Source organism: Thermus tengchongensis (genome assembly GCF_021462405.1).
Taxonomy (GTDB): domain Bacteria; phylum Deinococcota; class Deinococci; order Deinococcales; family Thermaceae; genus Thermus; species Thermus tengchongensis.
The window spans coordinates 77757-91775 of the sequence record NZ_JAKEDU010000006.1 but is presented as its reverse complement, the minus strand read 5'-3'; the positions used below and the strand labels follow the sequence as shown (position 1 = coordinate 91775).

Here is a 14019-nt window from a genome sequence, read left to right as displayed (position 1 = left end):
CGGGCTAGTCGATGTAGTCGTAGGCCACCAGGGTCAGGAACTCAATGAACTCCTCCGAGAGGACCAGCTTGTCCAGGATCTCCTCGGCCTCCCTATAGCGGCCAACCTCCCGTCCTCCCAGCTTGGCGAGCTCCTCTTCCTTGATCTTTTGGTAAAGCTCTGGGGTGATGGTGCGCCCATCCTCCAACGTGGCCCCCCGGTGCACCCACTGCCAGAGCTGGGCCCGGCTGATCTCCGCGGTGGCGGCGTCCTCCATGAGGTTGAAGATGGCCGCGGCCCCGTTGCCGAGAAGCCACTGGTTCAGGTACTGGAGGGCCACGGAGATGTTGTTGCGAAGGCCTGCCTCTGTTACCTTGCCCCCTGGGACCTCAAAGTTCAGCAGGTCCTCCGCCCTCACCTGCACGTCCTCCCGCTTCACGTGCTTCTGGTGGGGCCTATCCCCCAGGTGGCGGTCGAAGACCTCCATGGCCACGGGCACCAGGTCGGGGTGGGCCACCCAGGTGCCGTCAAATCCCTGGGAGGCTTCCCGCTCCTTGTCCGCCCGCACCTGCTGGAAGGCCCTTTCGTTCACCTCGGGGTCCTTGCGGCTGGGGATGAAGGCGGCCATGCCGCCGATGGCGTGGGCCCCGTGGAGGTGGCAGGACTTCACCAGAAGCTCGGTGTAGGCCTTCATGAAGGGCACGGTCATGGTGACCTGGGCCCGGTCGGGGAAGATGGGGGCGGTGGTGGCGAACTTCTTGATGCAGCTGAAGATGTAGTCCCAGCGGCCGGCGTTGAGCCCGGCGGCGTGCTCTTTAAGCTCGTAGAGGATCTCTTCCATCTCGAAGGCCGCCAGGATGGTTTCGATGAGCACCGTGGCCCGGATGGTCCCCCGGGGGAGGCCCACGTAGTCCTGGGCGAAGTTGAACACGTTGTTCCACAGCCGGGCCTCCAGGTGGCTTTCCAGCTTGGGTAGGTAGAAATAGGGACCGCTTCCCCGCCTTACGAGCTCGTGGGCGTTGTGGAAGAAGTAAAGCCCGAAGTCAAAGAGGCTAGCCGAGATGGGTTCCCCGTCCACCAAGACGTGCTTTTCCACCAGGTGCCAGCCTCGAGGCCGGACAAGGAGGGTGGCCACCTTATCCTTGAGCTTGTACTCCTTCCCCTCGGGGCTCACAAAGTCGATCTGGCGCCGGACAGCGTCATACAGGTTCTTCTGCCCTTGGATGACGTTGTCCCAGGTGGGCGAGAGGGCGTCTTCAAAGTCGGCCATGAAGACCTTGGCCCCGGAGTTCAGGGCGTTGATGATCATCTTGCGGTCCACGGGCCCGGTGATCTCCACCCGGCGGTCCTGGAGGTCGGGAGGGGTCTCGGCCACCTGCCAGCTCCCGCCCCGCACAAAGGCGGTCTCCTCCAGAAAATCCGGCTTCTCTCCTGCTTGGTACCTTGCCCAAAGCGCCTTCCGCCGCTCCAAAAGGGCCTTGCGCACGGGACCGAACTCCCTCTGCAGGGCCACCACAAACTTCAGGGCCTCTTCCGTGAGCACTTCCCCCAGGAGGGGATGGTCCTTGGTGATCTCCACGCCCTTCATGGTGGCCTGAGCCTAAGGGAGGGGGCGGAGGTTTGTCAAGAAGCAAAATGCTTTTTTGTATATTGAAAAATCTTGGGGAGCCTGGTACCCTAGGGTCCATGCCTAGACCCAGAGGAAAAGGTCCTGGGGAGGTCAAGACCCTGGAGCGGGGGCTTGGGGTGCTGGAAGTCTTGAGCGAGCTGGGGGAGGCGGGTTTGTCCCCCTTGGCCGAGCGCACGGGGCTTTCCAGGAGCACCCTTTACCGCCTGCTTCAGACCCTGGCCCGCCGGGGTTTCGTGGAGGAGGAGGGGGGGGTCTACCGGGTGGGGCCCCGGGCCTTCACCGTGGGACAGGCCTACCTCCGCAAGAACCTCTTGGAGGCCGTGCGCCCCGAGATGGAGGCCCTGGCCCAGGCCACGGGGGAGAGCGTGAACCTGGCGGTGCTGGCGGGAAGGGAGGCCCTTTATCTGGACCAGGCGGAGGGGGCTAGGCTGGTCCGGCTCTTCACCGCCCCCGGAAGCCGGGCTCCCCTGCACGCCACGGGAGTGGGGAAGGTGCTTCTTGCCTTCCGGGGCATTCCCGAGGGGCTTTCCCTCACCCCGTACACTCCTTACACCCTCACTCGCCTCGAGGACCTGAAGCGGGAGTTGGAAACCGTGCGCCGAAAGGGCTACGCCCTGGACAACGAGGAGAGGGAGCTGGGGGTCCGCTGTGTGGCCGCTCCGGTCTTCGGCCCCGGGGGGGAGGTGGTGGCCGCCCTGTCCCTCTCTGCTCCCGCCAGCCGCCTTTCCCTGGAGGAGGCTCACTGCCTGGCTCCCCGGGTGGTGGAGGCGGCCAGGAAAGCTTCCTTGCGCCTAGGATTTGTGCCCGCTTTATAATAACGTTGGTTAGGAGGGTTTAGCGGAGGGAGCTAAAGGCCATGGACAAGGACCGTCCCGTGTACGTGATCTCGGTGGCGGCGGAGCTTTTGGAGATGCACCCGCAGACCCTGAGGCTTTACGAGCGGAAGGGTTTGATCAAGCCGAAGCGGTCGGGTGGGAAGACCCGGCTTTACTCGGAGCGGGACATTGAGAAGCTGAGGGAGATCCGCCGCCTGACGCAGGAGCTTGGGGTGAACCTGGCGGGGGTGGAGGAGATCATGCGGCTTAGGGCGGAGCTCGAGGCCTTGCAGGCCCGGTTTGAGGCCGAGGTGGCCCGGCTGAAGCAGGAGATCGGGGCCCGCTTTGAGGAGCTGGAACGCCCGGCCCTTCCCCCTCCCGGGGCCACGGCCAAGCCCTCCCCCAAGGACCGTCCCGTGTACGTGATCTCGGTGGCGGCGGAGCTTTTGGAGATGCACCCGCAGACCCTGCGGCTTTACGAGCGGAAGGGTTTGATCAAGCCGAAGCGGTCGGGTGGGAAGACCCGGCTTTACTCGGAGCGGGACATTGAGAAGCTGAGGGAGATCCGCCGCCTGACGCAGGAGCTTGGGGTGAACCTGGCGGGGGTGGAGGAGATCATGCGGCTCAGGGCGGAGCTCGAGGCCCTGCAGGCCCGGTTTGAGGCCGAGGTGGCCCGGCTGAAGCTCCTTCTCTTGGAAGAGGGCAAGACCTTTCCCGAAGGGAGTAGCATGGGGGCGTGAGTGCGCTAGAGCCCCTTTTGGAATTTTTGTCCATCCCCTCCGTATCCACCGACCCAACCCATAAGGAAGACGTTCGCAAGGCGGCCCTCTGGCTTGCGGAGAGGCTTAAGGAACGGGGTTTCTACACCGAGCTCCACGAGACCTCCCTCCACCCCATCCTCTACGCGGAGCGCCTCCTGGACCCCAAGGCCCCCACGGTCCTGGTCTACGGCCACTACGACGTCCAGCCCCCGGACCCCCTGGAGCTTTGGGAAAGCCCGCCCTTTAGCCCCACCCTGCGGGACGGGCGGGTCTACGCCCGGGGGGCCTCGGACGACAAGGGGCAGCTCTGGGCCCACGTGGCGGCCCTGGAGGGTCTTTCCGCCCGGGTGAACGTGAAGTTTTTGGTGGAGGGGGAGGAGGAGATCGGAAGCCCAAACCTCCTCCCCTTCGTGCGGGCCCACCGGGAGAAGCTCCGAGCCGACGTGGTCCTCATCTCCGACGGGGCCATGTTCGCCCCCCACACCCCCACCCTCACCTACGGCCTGAGGGGCCTCTGCTACCTGGAGGTGCGGCTTAAGGGAGCCAGGCGGGACCTCCACTCCGGGGCCTTCGGCGGGGTGGCCCCGAACCCCATCCAGGCCCTGGGCTGGATCCTGGCCCGGCTCAAGGACGAGGAAACCGGCAGGGTCCTCATCCCCGGCTTCTACGACCGGGTGCGCCCCGTTTCCGAGGAGGAGCGCCGCCTCTGGCCCCCCTTGGACGAGGCGCTCCTGAAGGGGGAGCTGGGGGTGGAGGCCCTGCCGGGGGAGGAGGGCTACACCCCGCTGGAAAGGCTTTGGGCCCGGCCCACCCTGGACCCCAACGGCATCTGGGGCGGCTACCAGGGGGAGGGTTCCAAGACGGTGATCCCCGCCGAGGCGGGGATGAAGCTCTCCATGCGCCTGGTGCCGGACCAGGACCCTGAGGAGGTGGCCAGCCAGGTGGAGGCCTACCTGCGGGAGATCTGCCCACCTGGCTACGCCATGGAGATCCTTCGCCTCCACGGGGGCAGGCCGGTCCTTACCGATCCCTTCAGCCCCCCCATGCGCCTCATGGCCAAGGCCCTGGAGGAAGTCTGGGGCAGGCCTCCCGTGTACACCCGGGAGGGAGGAAGCATCCCGGTGGTGGCGGAGCTCCAGGATGCCCTTCACGCGCCCGTGGTTCTCTTGGGCCTGGGGCTTCCCGATGACAACCTCCACGCTCCCAACGAGAAGTTTGACCTGGTGAACCTAGAGAAGGGCATCGCCGCCCTGAGGCGCTTCTACGGGCTTCTGGCGGGGGCTCGCTAGGGGTGAGGGCCCTTCTGGAGCGCCACCAGTTCCCCCTCTACCTGGGGGCAGCCCTCCTGGGGGCGGCCTTGGGCCTCGGGGCTCCCGCCCTGGCCCCCTGGGGGGAGGTCCTCCTGTGGCCCGCCCTGGCGGCCCTCCTCTTCGCCACCTTCCTCCAGGTGCCCCTCTTGGCCTTGCGCCGGGCCTTCCGCGACCGGGGCTTTCTCCTGGCGGGCCTTGTGGGCAACTTCCTCCTCGTCCCCCTTCTGGTCTTCGGCCTGCTCCCCCTCCTGCCCCCCGATCCGGGCCTGCGCCTGGGGGTGGCCTTGGTCCTCCTCGTGCCCTGCACCGACTGGTTTTTGGCCTTCGCTCACCTGGGCTGGGGGGATGTGGCCCGGGCCCTAGCCCTCACCCCCCTGAACCTCTTCCTCCAGCTCCTCCTCCTGCCCCTTTACCTCGCCCTCCTGGGAGGGGGGGTGGAGGGACTCCCGGCGGCCTCCCTGGGGAAGGCGGCCCTGGTGGTCCTCCTGCCCCTCCTCCTCGCCCTCCTCCTCCAGGCCCGCTCCTTGGGGCCCGCCCTGGCCGCCCGGACCGCCTCCTGGCCGGTGCCCCTTTTGGCCCTGGTGGTCTTCCTGGTGGCCTTGGGGCACGCGGGCTACCTCCCCGGGCTCCGGGCCCACCTGGGGGGCCTCCTGGCCCTCTTCGCCCTCTACCTCCTCCTGGCCCTGGGCCTGGCCTGGGTCCTGGCCCACCTTTTCCGCCTCGAGGCCAAGGCGGGGCGGACGCTGGCCTTCAGCCTGGGCACGCGCAACTCCTTCCTGGTCCTGCCCTTGGCCCTGGCCCTGCCGGAGGGGATGGGGCTTGCCCCTCTGGCCATCGTCCTCCAAGCCCTGGTGGAGCTTTTGGGCATGGGGGTGGCGGTCCGGCTGGTCCCTAGGCTTTTCCCCTAGCCCGCCTGCCCCGGGTGGGCCTTCTTGAAGATGAGGGCCTCCCCCACCCGGCCCGTGAGGAGGGGCACGGCGGCGCTTTTGGCCACCTGGGCGCAGAGGGGCACGTCGGCCTCGAGGCCCACCGCCTTCAGGGCCTGGGCCGCCGCGGAGAGGGAGAGGGCCTCCAAGGGGTCCTGGTAGGCCCGCTTCACGGAGAGGGCGATCCGGGCCCCGTCCTCGGGCTCCACCTCCCCCAAAAGCCCCAGGTACTCCGCCAGCACCCCGGCGGTGTAGAGGTCGTCCAGCCCCACCCGCCCCTCCTTGCCGGCGCAGAGGATGGCCACCTCCTCCGTGGCCAGCTCCCGGGCCAGGCGGGCGGCGGCGTGGGCGTTAAAGAGGGAGGCCAAAAGGACGTGCTTGGCGGTCTTGGCGGCCGCGTGGGCAGCCTTGGTGCCGTTGGTGGTGCTCATCACCACGGTCTTGCCGCCCACCGGGGCCTCGAGGGCCTCCCGGGGGGAGTTGCCCAGGTCAAACCCTGGGGGCTTTAACCCCCCCACTTCCCCCGCCAAGAGGACGTCGGCATCCTTGAAGGCCCGGGCGGCCTCGAGGCTGGGGACCCAGTACAGGGCTTCCGCCCCCGCCTCCAGGAGGCAGACGGCGGTGGTGGTGGAGCGGATCACGTCCACCACCAACACCACATCGGGGTAGACCAGCTCCTCCGCGGGAAGAACATCCACCTTCAAGCGCATGGAGGGTCCTCCGACTCGGTTTCTTCAAAGAAGACCAAAGGCCACCTCCTCTAAAAGCCCGGGGTCCACCACCTCCAACGCCCCTGAAAAAAGCCGCAGGACGCCTTGGTCTTTGAGCTCGTGGAGGACCCGGGTAGTGGTTTCCCGGCTCACCCCGGCCAAGGCCGCCAGGTCCTGGTGGCGGAGCTGGAAGTGGGGCCCGTGCCCCTGACGAAGGAGCTTTAAGAGGGCGTAGGCTACCCGGCTCCTCGCCTCCTCAAAGGCCATGAGGTCCAGCTCCAAGTTGAGTTCCCGCAGGCGGTGGGCCAGGATGCGGGCCAGGTTGTGGGCGAAGAGGGGGAGGCGGCGGATGAGCCCAAGGTAGGCCTCCCGGTAAAGGGCTAGGAGGAGCGTGTCCTCCTCGGCTACGGCACTGGCGCTCCGTTCCCCTCCGTCCAAAAGGCTCATCTCCCCGAAGACCTCTCCGGGCCCCAGGAACCCCAGGATCTTCTCCTGGCCCCCCAGGTGGGTGCGGTAGAGGCGCACCCGGCCCTCCTCCACCAGGTAAAGGGCCTGGCCCAGATCCCCCTGGTGGAAGATGGCTTTGCCCTTGGGGTAGGTCAGGGGCTGGAAGTAGGAGCGGGCCAGAAGGACTTCCTCCGGGCCCATATCCTGGAAAAGAGGGGATGCCGGCATCGGCCTTACTCTAACCGAGGCTTCATCTTTTGCCTAGAGGATGAGAGGGTGAACCCGGTCTTGGAGGCCATAGACCTTGGATTCTCCTATGGGAACGGCGATCTTTTCCGGGGGGTTTCCTTAAGGCTCTGCCCCGGGGAGGCCCTGGCCATCCTAGGGCCCTCGGGAAGCGGCAAGACCACCCTCCTCCACCTCCTGGCGGGCCTTCTTTCCCTGCAGGAGGGCGAGGTGTACTGGGAGGGAATCCCCATCCGGGGCCTTCCCGAGGGGGTTTTGGCCAGGAGGCGGCTTCGCTTTATGGGTCTTGTCTTCCAGCACCACTTTCTCTTCCCGGAGCTCACCGCCTTGGAAAACGTCCTGGCCCCCGGCTACCTGGCGGGCCGGGTGGACCGGGCCCTTGCCCTTGGGCTCCTTGCCCGGCTGGGCCTTAGGGAACGGGCGGATTTCCTGCCCCAGAGGCTTTCGGGTGGGGAACGGCAGCGGGTAGCGGTGGCCCGGGCCCTGTACCTTCGCCCCAGGCTTCTTTTGGCCGATGAGCCCACGGCCAGCCTGGACCGCACCCAGGCCAAGGAGGTGCTCAGGCTCATGCGGGAGTTGGCCAGGGAGGTGGGGGCAGCTCTTCTCTTCTCCACCCACGACGAGGCCTTGGTGGAAGGGCTTCCCATCTTACGGCTTTAAAATGGGGCGGTATGGGTCCCATCCACGTGCGGGGCAAGAAGGGAGAGGTGGCAGAAAGGGTGCTCCTGCCCGGGGACCCGGGGCGGGCGGAGTGGATCGCCACCACCTTCCTGGAGGAACCCCGGCTCTACACCTCCTACCGGGGCCTTCTGGGCTTTACTGGCTGGTACCGGGGGGTGCCGGTTTCCGTGCAGACCACGGGCATGGGGGCCCCTTCGGCCAGCATCGTGGCCGAGGAGCTGGTGAGCCTGGGGGCCAGGGTGCTTCTCCGGGTCGGCACCTGTGGGGCGGTGGACGAAGCCCTAGCCCCGGGGGACCTGGTGATCGCCCAGGGGGCGGTGCCCCTAGACGGGGCCACCCGGCAGTACCTGGAGGGCCGTCCCTACGCTCCCGTGCCCGACGCCGAACTCTTTCGGGCCCTTTGGCGGAAGGCGGAAGAGAAGGGCTTTCCCCACCACGTGGGCCTGGTGGCCACGGAGGACGCCTTCTACGCCACCACCCCGGAAGGGGCCAAGGCCTGGGCCCGTTTTGGCGTCTTGGCCTTTGAGATGGAGGCCAGCGCCCTCTTCCTCCTGGGTAAGATGCGGAAGGTGCGGGCGGGAGCCATCCTCACGGTTTCCAACCGCATCGGCGACCCGGAGTTGGCTCCGCCTGAGGTTTTGCAAGAAGGCGTAAGGCGGATGGTGGAGGTGGCCCTCGAGGCCCTTTTGGAGGTGTAGCATGGCCCACGAGCACGAAGGCGAGCACGAGTTCATCCTGGAGATCCCCGAGTTCGAGCACCTTTCCTACGAGGTGGAGGAGGGCATCGCCCTGGTGACCCTAAGGCGGCCGGAGGCCCTGAACGCCCTTTCCCAAGACCTTCTCCAGGAGCTGGCGGAGGTGGCCGAGGTCATCCACCAAGACCCCGAGGCCCGCGTGGCCATCTTCACCGGGGAGGGCAAGGCCTTCGCCGCCGGGGCGGACCTAAAGGAGATCGCCGCCCTCAAAGACCCCTTCATGGCCCGGGAATATGCCCTTTTGGGCCAGCAGGTCTTCGCCGAGATCGCCGCCTTGCCCCTGCCCACCATCGCCGCCATCAACGGGTATGCCCTGGGGGGCGGGCTGGAGCTGGCCCTGGCCTGCGACCTGCGGGTGGCCGCCAAGGGCGCCAAGCTGGGCCTGCCTGAGGTGGGTCTAGGCCTCATTCCTGGCTTCGGCGGCACCCAGCGCCTTCCCCGCCTCATCGGGCGGGGGCGGGCTCTGGACCTCATCTTCACCGGGCGGCACGTGTCCGCGGAAGAAGCCCTCGCCTTGGGGTTGGTGAACCGCGTGGCGGAGGACGCCCTCGAGGAGGCGAAAAGGCTCGCCCGGCAGATCCTGAAAAACGCCCCCATCGCCCTGGCCCTGGCCAAGGAGAGCGTGGTGCGGGGCGAGGGGCTGGACCTGGCGGAGGCCCTGGAGATCGAGGCCGACCTTTTCGGCTACGCCTCCGCCACCGAGGACATGAAGGAAGGGGTGCGGGCCTTTTTGGAGAAGCGGGCGCCGAACTTCAAGGGAGAGTAAGGGTAAGCCCTTTCCCTTGGGGAGGGGCTTGGGCTTCACCCTCTGGCTTCTTTTAGGCGTATGAGGGTGTTGGGTAGGTATGGCCATCCGGAGTGTGGTGTAATGTGAAATTGCCCATGACGGGGGAGCGCATCGTCCACGTTGCCAGCCCCAAGGCCAAGCTGTACGCCGAGGCCGACCAGTCCATTCGCGAGCGTCTAAAGGCCTTTCCCAGAGCCCTTAAGGCCTACGAGCTCCTCATCCAAGACCCCGAGGCCCGGGCTGGGTGGAACATGGCCAACTACCTCACCATGCGCAAGCTGGGCTACAACGACCATGGCCGGGTCCATGCCCTCCTCACGGGGGCGGCCAGCGTGGCCATCCTCTCCCTCTTGAGCGAGGCCGGGGTGCGCTTGGACACCGTGGAGTCGGGGGCCGGGGAGCTGGAGGACGCCTACGTGGTGGTCCTCCTTGCCACCATGCTCCACGACCTGGGCAACCAGGTGCACCGGGACCACCATGAGGCCTTTGGCGTCACCCTGGCCCTACCCATCCTGAACCGCATCCTGGAGAAGATTTACCCCGACCCCGAACAACGCACGGCCCTTAGGGCCCTCATCCTTCACGGCATTTACAGCCATGACCTTTCCCCTGAGCCCTTGACCATTGAGGCAGGGGTCACCGCCGTGGCCGACGGCACCGACATCACCAAGGGCCGGGGGCGGAAGGCCTTTGCCCTGGGAAGCATTGACATCCATTCCATCAGCGCCTTGGCGGTGGACGAGGTGCGCATCCTGAAGGGGGAGAAGACGCCCGTGGAGATCCAGGTCACCATGAACAACTCCGCGGGCATCTTCCAGGTGGAGGAAACCCTCACCAAGAAGGTGTTGCGAAGCCCCTTGCGGCCCTACGTGAGCGTGGTGGCCATGACCGAGGGGAACGGGGGCCAGGACCAGCGCATCGTCCACCGGGTGCGCCTCCATGAAAGCGAGGACCGCTTCGTGCTGGACTGAGCCCCAGGCCTCACCTGCGGAAGTAGCGGTAGGGGGGGCCTTCCCGGTCCACCTCCCCTTCCTGGCGCAGGTACTCCAGGTGGGCCAGGGTTTCCGCGAAGGCGAAGCGCCTCCCGGCGGCGTCCAGCTCCTGGGGGAAGAGCTTCAGGGAGAGTTCCCAGGCGGTCTTGGGGCCTTCCAGGTGGGTGAGGAGGGCCGAAAGGCGCTCTTCGTGGTGGGCGACGAGTTCCTGGGCCCTTTGGGCCACGTCCGGGATGGGGCCGAAGTGGCCGGCGTGGGCTATCCGCGCGGGGACCTCCTCTAGGCGCTTCAAAGAGGCGAGGAAGTCCTTCAAGGGGTTTTCCCGGGTGTAGGCCCAAAGGCCCACGTTGGGGGAGACCCGTTCCAAGAGGGCGTCCCCTACCAGGAGGATTCCTTCCTCTTCCAAAAAGAAGGCCACGTGCCCATCCGCATGGCCAGGGGTCCAGATGACCCTGAGCTTCTTGCCGGCCACCTCCAACACCTCCCCGTCCTTCAGGGGCGCAGGATTTTGGGGAGGATGGACCCGCTCCCGGGTTTTGGCCATGGTTTCCCGGATGCCCCAAAGGGCCTCCTCGGGGGTGCCGTGCTCCCGGAAAAGCCGCCAGCTTGCCTCCTCAAAGGCCTCAGGGTGGAGCCAGAAGCGGTGGCCCCGGGAAAGCTCCTCCTCGTGCAGGTAAACCCTTGCCCCAAGCCCCTCGAAAAAGCCCGCCAGGCCGTAGTGGTCGGGGTGGTGGTGGGTGAGGAGGACGGCCTTCACATCCTGGAAGCAAAGGCCGAGCTCTGCCAGGTAGAGCTCCAGGGTGCCCCGGGCGGTGCGGGTGCCCAGGGCGGTGTCCACCAGAGCCACCTCCCCTTGGCCCTTCAGGAGGTAGAGGTTCACCGTCTTCAAGGGGTAGGGGATGGGTACGGGGAGGAGGTAAAGTCCAGGGAGGAGCTGCTTCATAGGAGGACCTTGAGGAGGAAGAGGGCGGCCAGGAAGGGGTCTTTTTCCTTCAGGTGCCAGGGGAAGCGGAAGCCGCCTTCCCCGTCCGCCTCCACCTCGAGGCCCCCTAGGGCCTCCTGCAGGCGGGCCAAGACCTCCTCTGGAGGGAGCACCTCCCCCCCAGGCAGGACCACGGCCAGGCGGTCCGCATCCCCGTCCAGGGCGAAGCCCACCGCCGGGGGTTCCACCGCCTTCATGAGGGCGAGGAGGGTGGAAAGGTTTTCCGGCTTGGGGTCGGGGTCCACCCCGTAGAAGAGGGGGTGGGGGAGGGGGTGGAGCTCCCTAAGCTCCGCCCCAAGGCCCAGGCGCTTGAAGGCAAGGGGCATCAGCCCCCCGCCCGCCCCGCCCAGGGTGTCCAGGTAGACCACCCCCGCCTTGGCCCCAAGCCCTTCCCCAGCGCTCTGGGCCAGGCGCTCCACGTAGGCCTTTTTGCGGTCCAGGACCTGGAAGCCGCCTCGGGCCTCCGGGGCTTCCTCGGGCAGGAGAACCCCCTCCGGGGCGAGGGGATGGCCCGCTCCCAGGCGGAGCCTCACCCCCTGGTAGCGGGCGGGCCTGCGGCCCGCGGAGAGGTAGAAGCCCGCGGCCCCCAGCTCCTCGAGGGCGAAGCCGAACAGGGGGAGGGGGGCGGGGCCTCGGAGCAGGTAGGTTTCCAGGCCCAACCCCGCAAGCACCCCCGCCGCCTCCTCCGCCATCTCCCCCGCCAGGAAGCGGGCGTCGTGGGCCACCACCACCCGTCCAAGCCCCTCTTCCTGCACCCTTGCGCCAAAGCCCGCCGCCAGCCGGGCCACGGCGGCGAAGGTGAAACCCTTGGCGATCTCTCCCAGGAAGCCATCCTGCGTGGGGTAGAGCTCCATGCCCTAGAGTCTACCCCGTGGTACACTCTCCCCCGTGGACGACCAGCTCCTCCACTCCCTGAACGAAGCCCAGCGCCAGGCGGTCTTGCACTTTGAGGGGCCGGCCTTGGTGGTGGCGGGAGCGGGCAGCGGCAAGACCCGCACCGTGGTCCACCGGGTGGCCTACCTCATGGCCCGGCGAGGGGTCTTCCCCTCGGAGATCCTGGCGGTCACCTTCACCAACAAGGCCGCTGAGGAGATGAAGGAGCGCCTTAGGCGGATGGTGAAAGGGGCAGGGGAGCTTTGGGTGGCCACCTTCCACTCCGCCGCCTTGCGGATTCTGAGGGTCTACGGGGAGAGGGTGGGGTTGAGGCCGGGGTTTGTGGTCTACGACGAGGACGACCAGACCGCCCTCCTGAAGGAGGTGCTAAAGGAGCTGGGGCTTGCTGCACGCCCCGGGCCCATCAAGGGCCTCTTAGACCGGGCCAAGAACCGGGGGGAGGCCCCCGAGTCCCTGCTTTCGGAGCTTCCCGACTACTACGCCGGGCTGAGCCGGGGGAGGCTTTTGGATGTGCTGAAGCGCTACGAGGAGGCCCTCAAGGCCCAGGGGGCCTTGGACTTCGGGGACATCCTCCTCTATGCCCTGCGCCTTCTGGAAGGGGACCCGGAGGTCTTGAAGCGGGTCAGGAAGCGGGCCCGCTTCATCCACGTGGACGAGTACCAGGACACGAGCCCCGTCCAGTACCGCCTCACCAAGCTCCTGGCGGGGGAGGAGGCCAACCTCATGGCCGTGGGCGACCCGGACCAGGGCATCTACTCCTTCCGCGCCGCAGACATCAAGAACATCCTGGAGTTTACCCGGGACTTCCCCGGGGCCAAGGTGTACCGCCTCGAGGAGAACTACCGCTCCACCGAGGCCATCCTGCGTTTTGCCAACGCCCTCATCGTGAACAATGCCCTGCGCCTGGAAAAGACCTTGAGGCCCGTGAAACCCGGGGGGGAGCCCGTTCGCCTATACCGGGCCCGGGATGCCCGGGACGAGGCCCGGTTCGTGGCCGAAGAGATCCTGCGTTTGGGGCCTCCCTTCGACCGGGTGGCGGTCCTCTACCGCACCAACGCCCAAAGCCGCCTCCTGGAGCAGGCCCTGGCCTCCCGGGGGGTTCCAGCCCGGGTGGTGGGGGGGGTGGGGTTCTTTGAACGGGCGGAGGTGAAGGACCTCCTGGCCTACGCCCGCCTCGCCCTGAACCCCTTGGACGGGGTGAGCCTCAAGCGGGTGCTGAACACCCCTCCTCGGGGGATCGGTCCTGCCACGGTGGAGAAGGTGGAGGCCATTGCCAGGGAAAAGGGGCTTCCCCTCTTTGAGGCCCTCAAGGTGGCGGCAGAGGTTCTGCCCCGCCCTGCCCCCTTGCGCCACTTCCTGGCCCTGATGGAGGAGCTCCAGGAACTGGCCTTTGGACCGGCGGAGGGCTTTTTCCGCCACCTCCTTTTGGCCACGGACTACCCCGCTTACCTGCGGGAGGCTTACCCTGAGGATCACGAGGACCGCCTGGAGAACGTGGAAGAGCTTCTCCGGGCGGCCAAGGAGGCAGAGGGTCTTATGGAGTTTTTGGACAAGGTGGCCCTCACCGCCCGGGCGGAGGAGCCGGGGGAGCCCGAGGGCAAGGTGGCCCTCATGACCCTGCACAACGCCAAAGGGCTGGAGTTTCCCGTGGTCTTCGTGGTGGGGGTGGAGGAAGGGCTTTTGCCCCACCGCTCCTCGGTGAACACCCTGGAGGGCCTGGAGGAGGAGCGCCGCCTCTTCTACGTGGGGGTGACCCGGGCCCAGGAGAGGCTTTACCTTTCCTACGCCGAGGAGCGGGAGATCTACGGGCGCACGGAGGCTACCCGGCCAAGCCGTTTCCTGGAGGAAGTGGAGGGAGGGCTTTACGAGGAGTACGACCCCTACCGGGCCTCGGCCACGGTTTCCCCTTCCCCTGCCCCCAGTGAAGCCCGGGCCTCCAAGCCCAAGCCAGGGGCCTATAGGGGTGGGGAGAAGGTGATCCACCCCCGCTTCGGCCAGGGCACCGTGGTGGCGGCCAGCGGGGACGAGGTCACGGTGCACTTTGAGGGGGTGGGCCTGAAGCGGCTTTCCCTCAAGTACGCCGACCTGAGGCCCGTGGGGTGAA

At 67.3% G+C, this 14019-nt stretch carries 14 protein-coding genes; 9 read left to right on the top strand and 5 right to left on the bottom strand.

The window, feature by feature from the left end:
* Positions 1 to 4: 4 nt before the first annotated feature.
* The gene (gene aceB, locus L1087_RS08800; RefSeq protein WP_234558535.1) at positions 5 to 1567 is read right to left on the bottom strand and encodes a malate synthase A; all 1563 of its coding nucleotides are present in this window, start codon (positions 1565 to 1567) and stop codon (positions 5 to 7) included.
* Between the two features lie 98 nt (positions 1568 to 1665).
* On the opposite strand from aceB, the gene L1087_RS08795 reads away from it, so the two are divergent.
* The 4 genes from L1087_RS08795 to L1087_RS08780 are packed head-to-tail and all read left to right on the top strand — an operon-like array spanning position 1666 to position 5403.
* Positions 1666 to 2424, top strand: coding sequence for an IclR family transcriptional regulator (locus L1087_RS08795; protein WP_167764509.1), 759 nt, complete (start codon positions 1666 to 1668; stop codon positions 2422 to 2424).
* Positions 2425 to 2465: 41 nt separating this feature from the next.
* Complete coding sequence (gene hspR / locus L1087_RS08790; protein WP_234558534.1) at positions 2466 to 3164, top strand: heat shock protein transcriptional repressor HspR, fused homodimer type; 699 nt, start codon at positions 2466 to 2468, stop codon at positions 3162 to 3164.
* Positions 3161 to 4474: a dipeptidase gene (locus L1087_RS08785; RefSeq protein WP_234558533.1), complete on the top strand. Its 1314-nt coding sequence runs from the start codon at positions 3161 to 3163 to the stop codon at positions 4472 to 4474. Before hspR ends, L1087_RS08785 begins: the two co-directional genes overlap by 4 nt.
* 2 nt (positions 4475 to 4476) lie before the next feature.
* Entirely contained in the window at positions 4477 to 5403 is a 927-nt protein-coding gene (locus tag L1087_RS08780; protein WP_234558532.1) for a hypothetical protein, read from the top strand.
* Here the strand turns inward: L1087_RS08780 and L1087_RS08775 are convergent.
* The gene (locus tag L1087_RS08775) at positions 5400 to 6131 is read right to left on the bottom strand and encodes a 2-phosphosulfolactate phosphatase (protein ID WP_234558531.1); all 732 of its coding nucleotides are present in this window, start codon (positions 6129 to 6131) and stop codon (positions 5400 to 5402) included. The two genes, L1087_RS08780 and L1087_RS08775, sit on opposite strands and share 4 nt — an antisense overlap.
* 24 nt (positions 6132 to 6155) lie before the next feature.
* Positions 6156 to 6806: a Crp/Fnr family transcriptional regulator gene (locus L1087_RS08770; RefSeq protein ID WP_234558530.1), complete on the bottom strand. Its 651-nt coding sequence runs from the start codon at positions 6804 to 6806 to the stop codon at positions 6156 to 6158.
* A gap of 48 nt (positions 6807 to 6854) precedes the next feature.
* Between L1087_RS08770 and L1087_RS08765 the strand changes: the two genes are divergently transcribed.
* The 4 genes from L1087_RS08765 to L1087_RS08750 all read left to right on the top strand — a co-directional run bounded on the left by L1087_RS08765 (position 6855) and on the right by L1087_RS08750 (position 10018).
* Positions 6855 to 7484: an ABC transporter ATP-binding protein gene (locus L1087_RS08765; RefSeq protein WP_135343186.1), complete on the top strand. Its 630-nt coding sequence runs from the start codon at positions 6855 to 6857 to the stop codon at positions 7482 to 7484.
* An 11-nt stretch (positions 7485 to 7495) separates the two neighbouring features.
* A complete protein-coding gene (locus tag L1087_RS08760) occupies positions 7496 to 8203 on the top strand; it encodes a phosphorylase family protein (RefSeq protein WP_038040035.1) in 708 nt (235 codons plus the stop codon).
* Between the two features lies 1 nt (position 8204).
* On the top strand, positions 8205 to 9026 hold the full coding sequence (locus L1087_RS08755; protein ID WP_038040033.1) for an enoyl-CoA hydratase/isomerase family protein: 822 nt from the start codon (positions 8205 to 8207) through the stop codon (positions 9024 to 9026).
* A gap of 116 nt (positions 9027 to 9142) precedes the next feature.
* The gene (locus L1087_RS08750; protein ID WP_038040032.1) at positions 9143 to 10018 is read left to right on the top strand and encodes an HD domain-containing protein; all 876 of its coding nucleotides are present in this window, start codon (positions 9143 to 9145) and stop codon (positions 10016 to 10018) included.
* A gap of 10 nt (positions 10019 to 10028) precedes the next feature.
* Here the strand turns inward: L1087_RS08750 and L1087_RS08745 are convergent, their stop codons facing one another.
* Together L1087_RS08745 and L1087_RS08740 are read right to left on the bottom strand one after the other, a co-directional pair.
* Positions 10029 to 10982 carry an MBL fold metallo-hydrolase gene (locus L1087_RS08745; protein WP_234558529.1) on the bottom strand — a complete coding sequence of 318 codons (954 nt, stop codon included), beginning with the start codon at positions 10980 to 10982 and terminating at the stop codon, positions 10029 to 10031.
* Positions 10979 to 11875, bottom strand: coding sequence for a phosphohexomutase domain-containing protein (locus L1087_RS08740; protein WP_234558528.1), 897 nt, complete (start codon positions 11873 to 11875; stop codon positions 10979 to 10981). The genes L1087_RS08745 and L1087_RS08740 overlap by 4 nt, the downstream gene beginning before the upstream one ends.
* Before the next feature lie 34 nt (positions 11876 to 11909).
* Between L1087_RS08740 and L1087_RS08735 the strand changes: the two genes are divergently transcribed.
* Positions 11910 to 14018 (top strand): ATP-dependent helicase, encoded by a 2109-nt coding sequence (locus L1087_RS08735; protein WP_135343192.1) that lies wholly within the window; start codon positions 11910 to 11912, stop codon positions 14016 to 14018.
* Position 14019 lies beyond the last annotated feature (1 nt).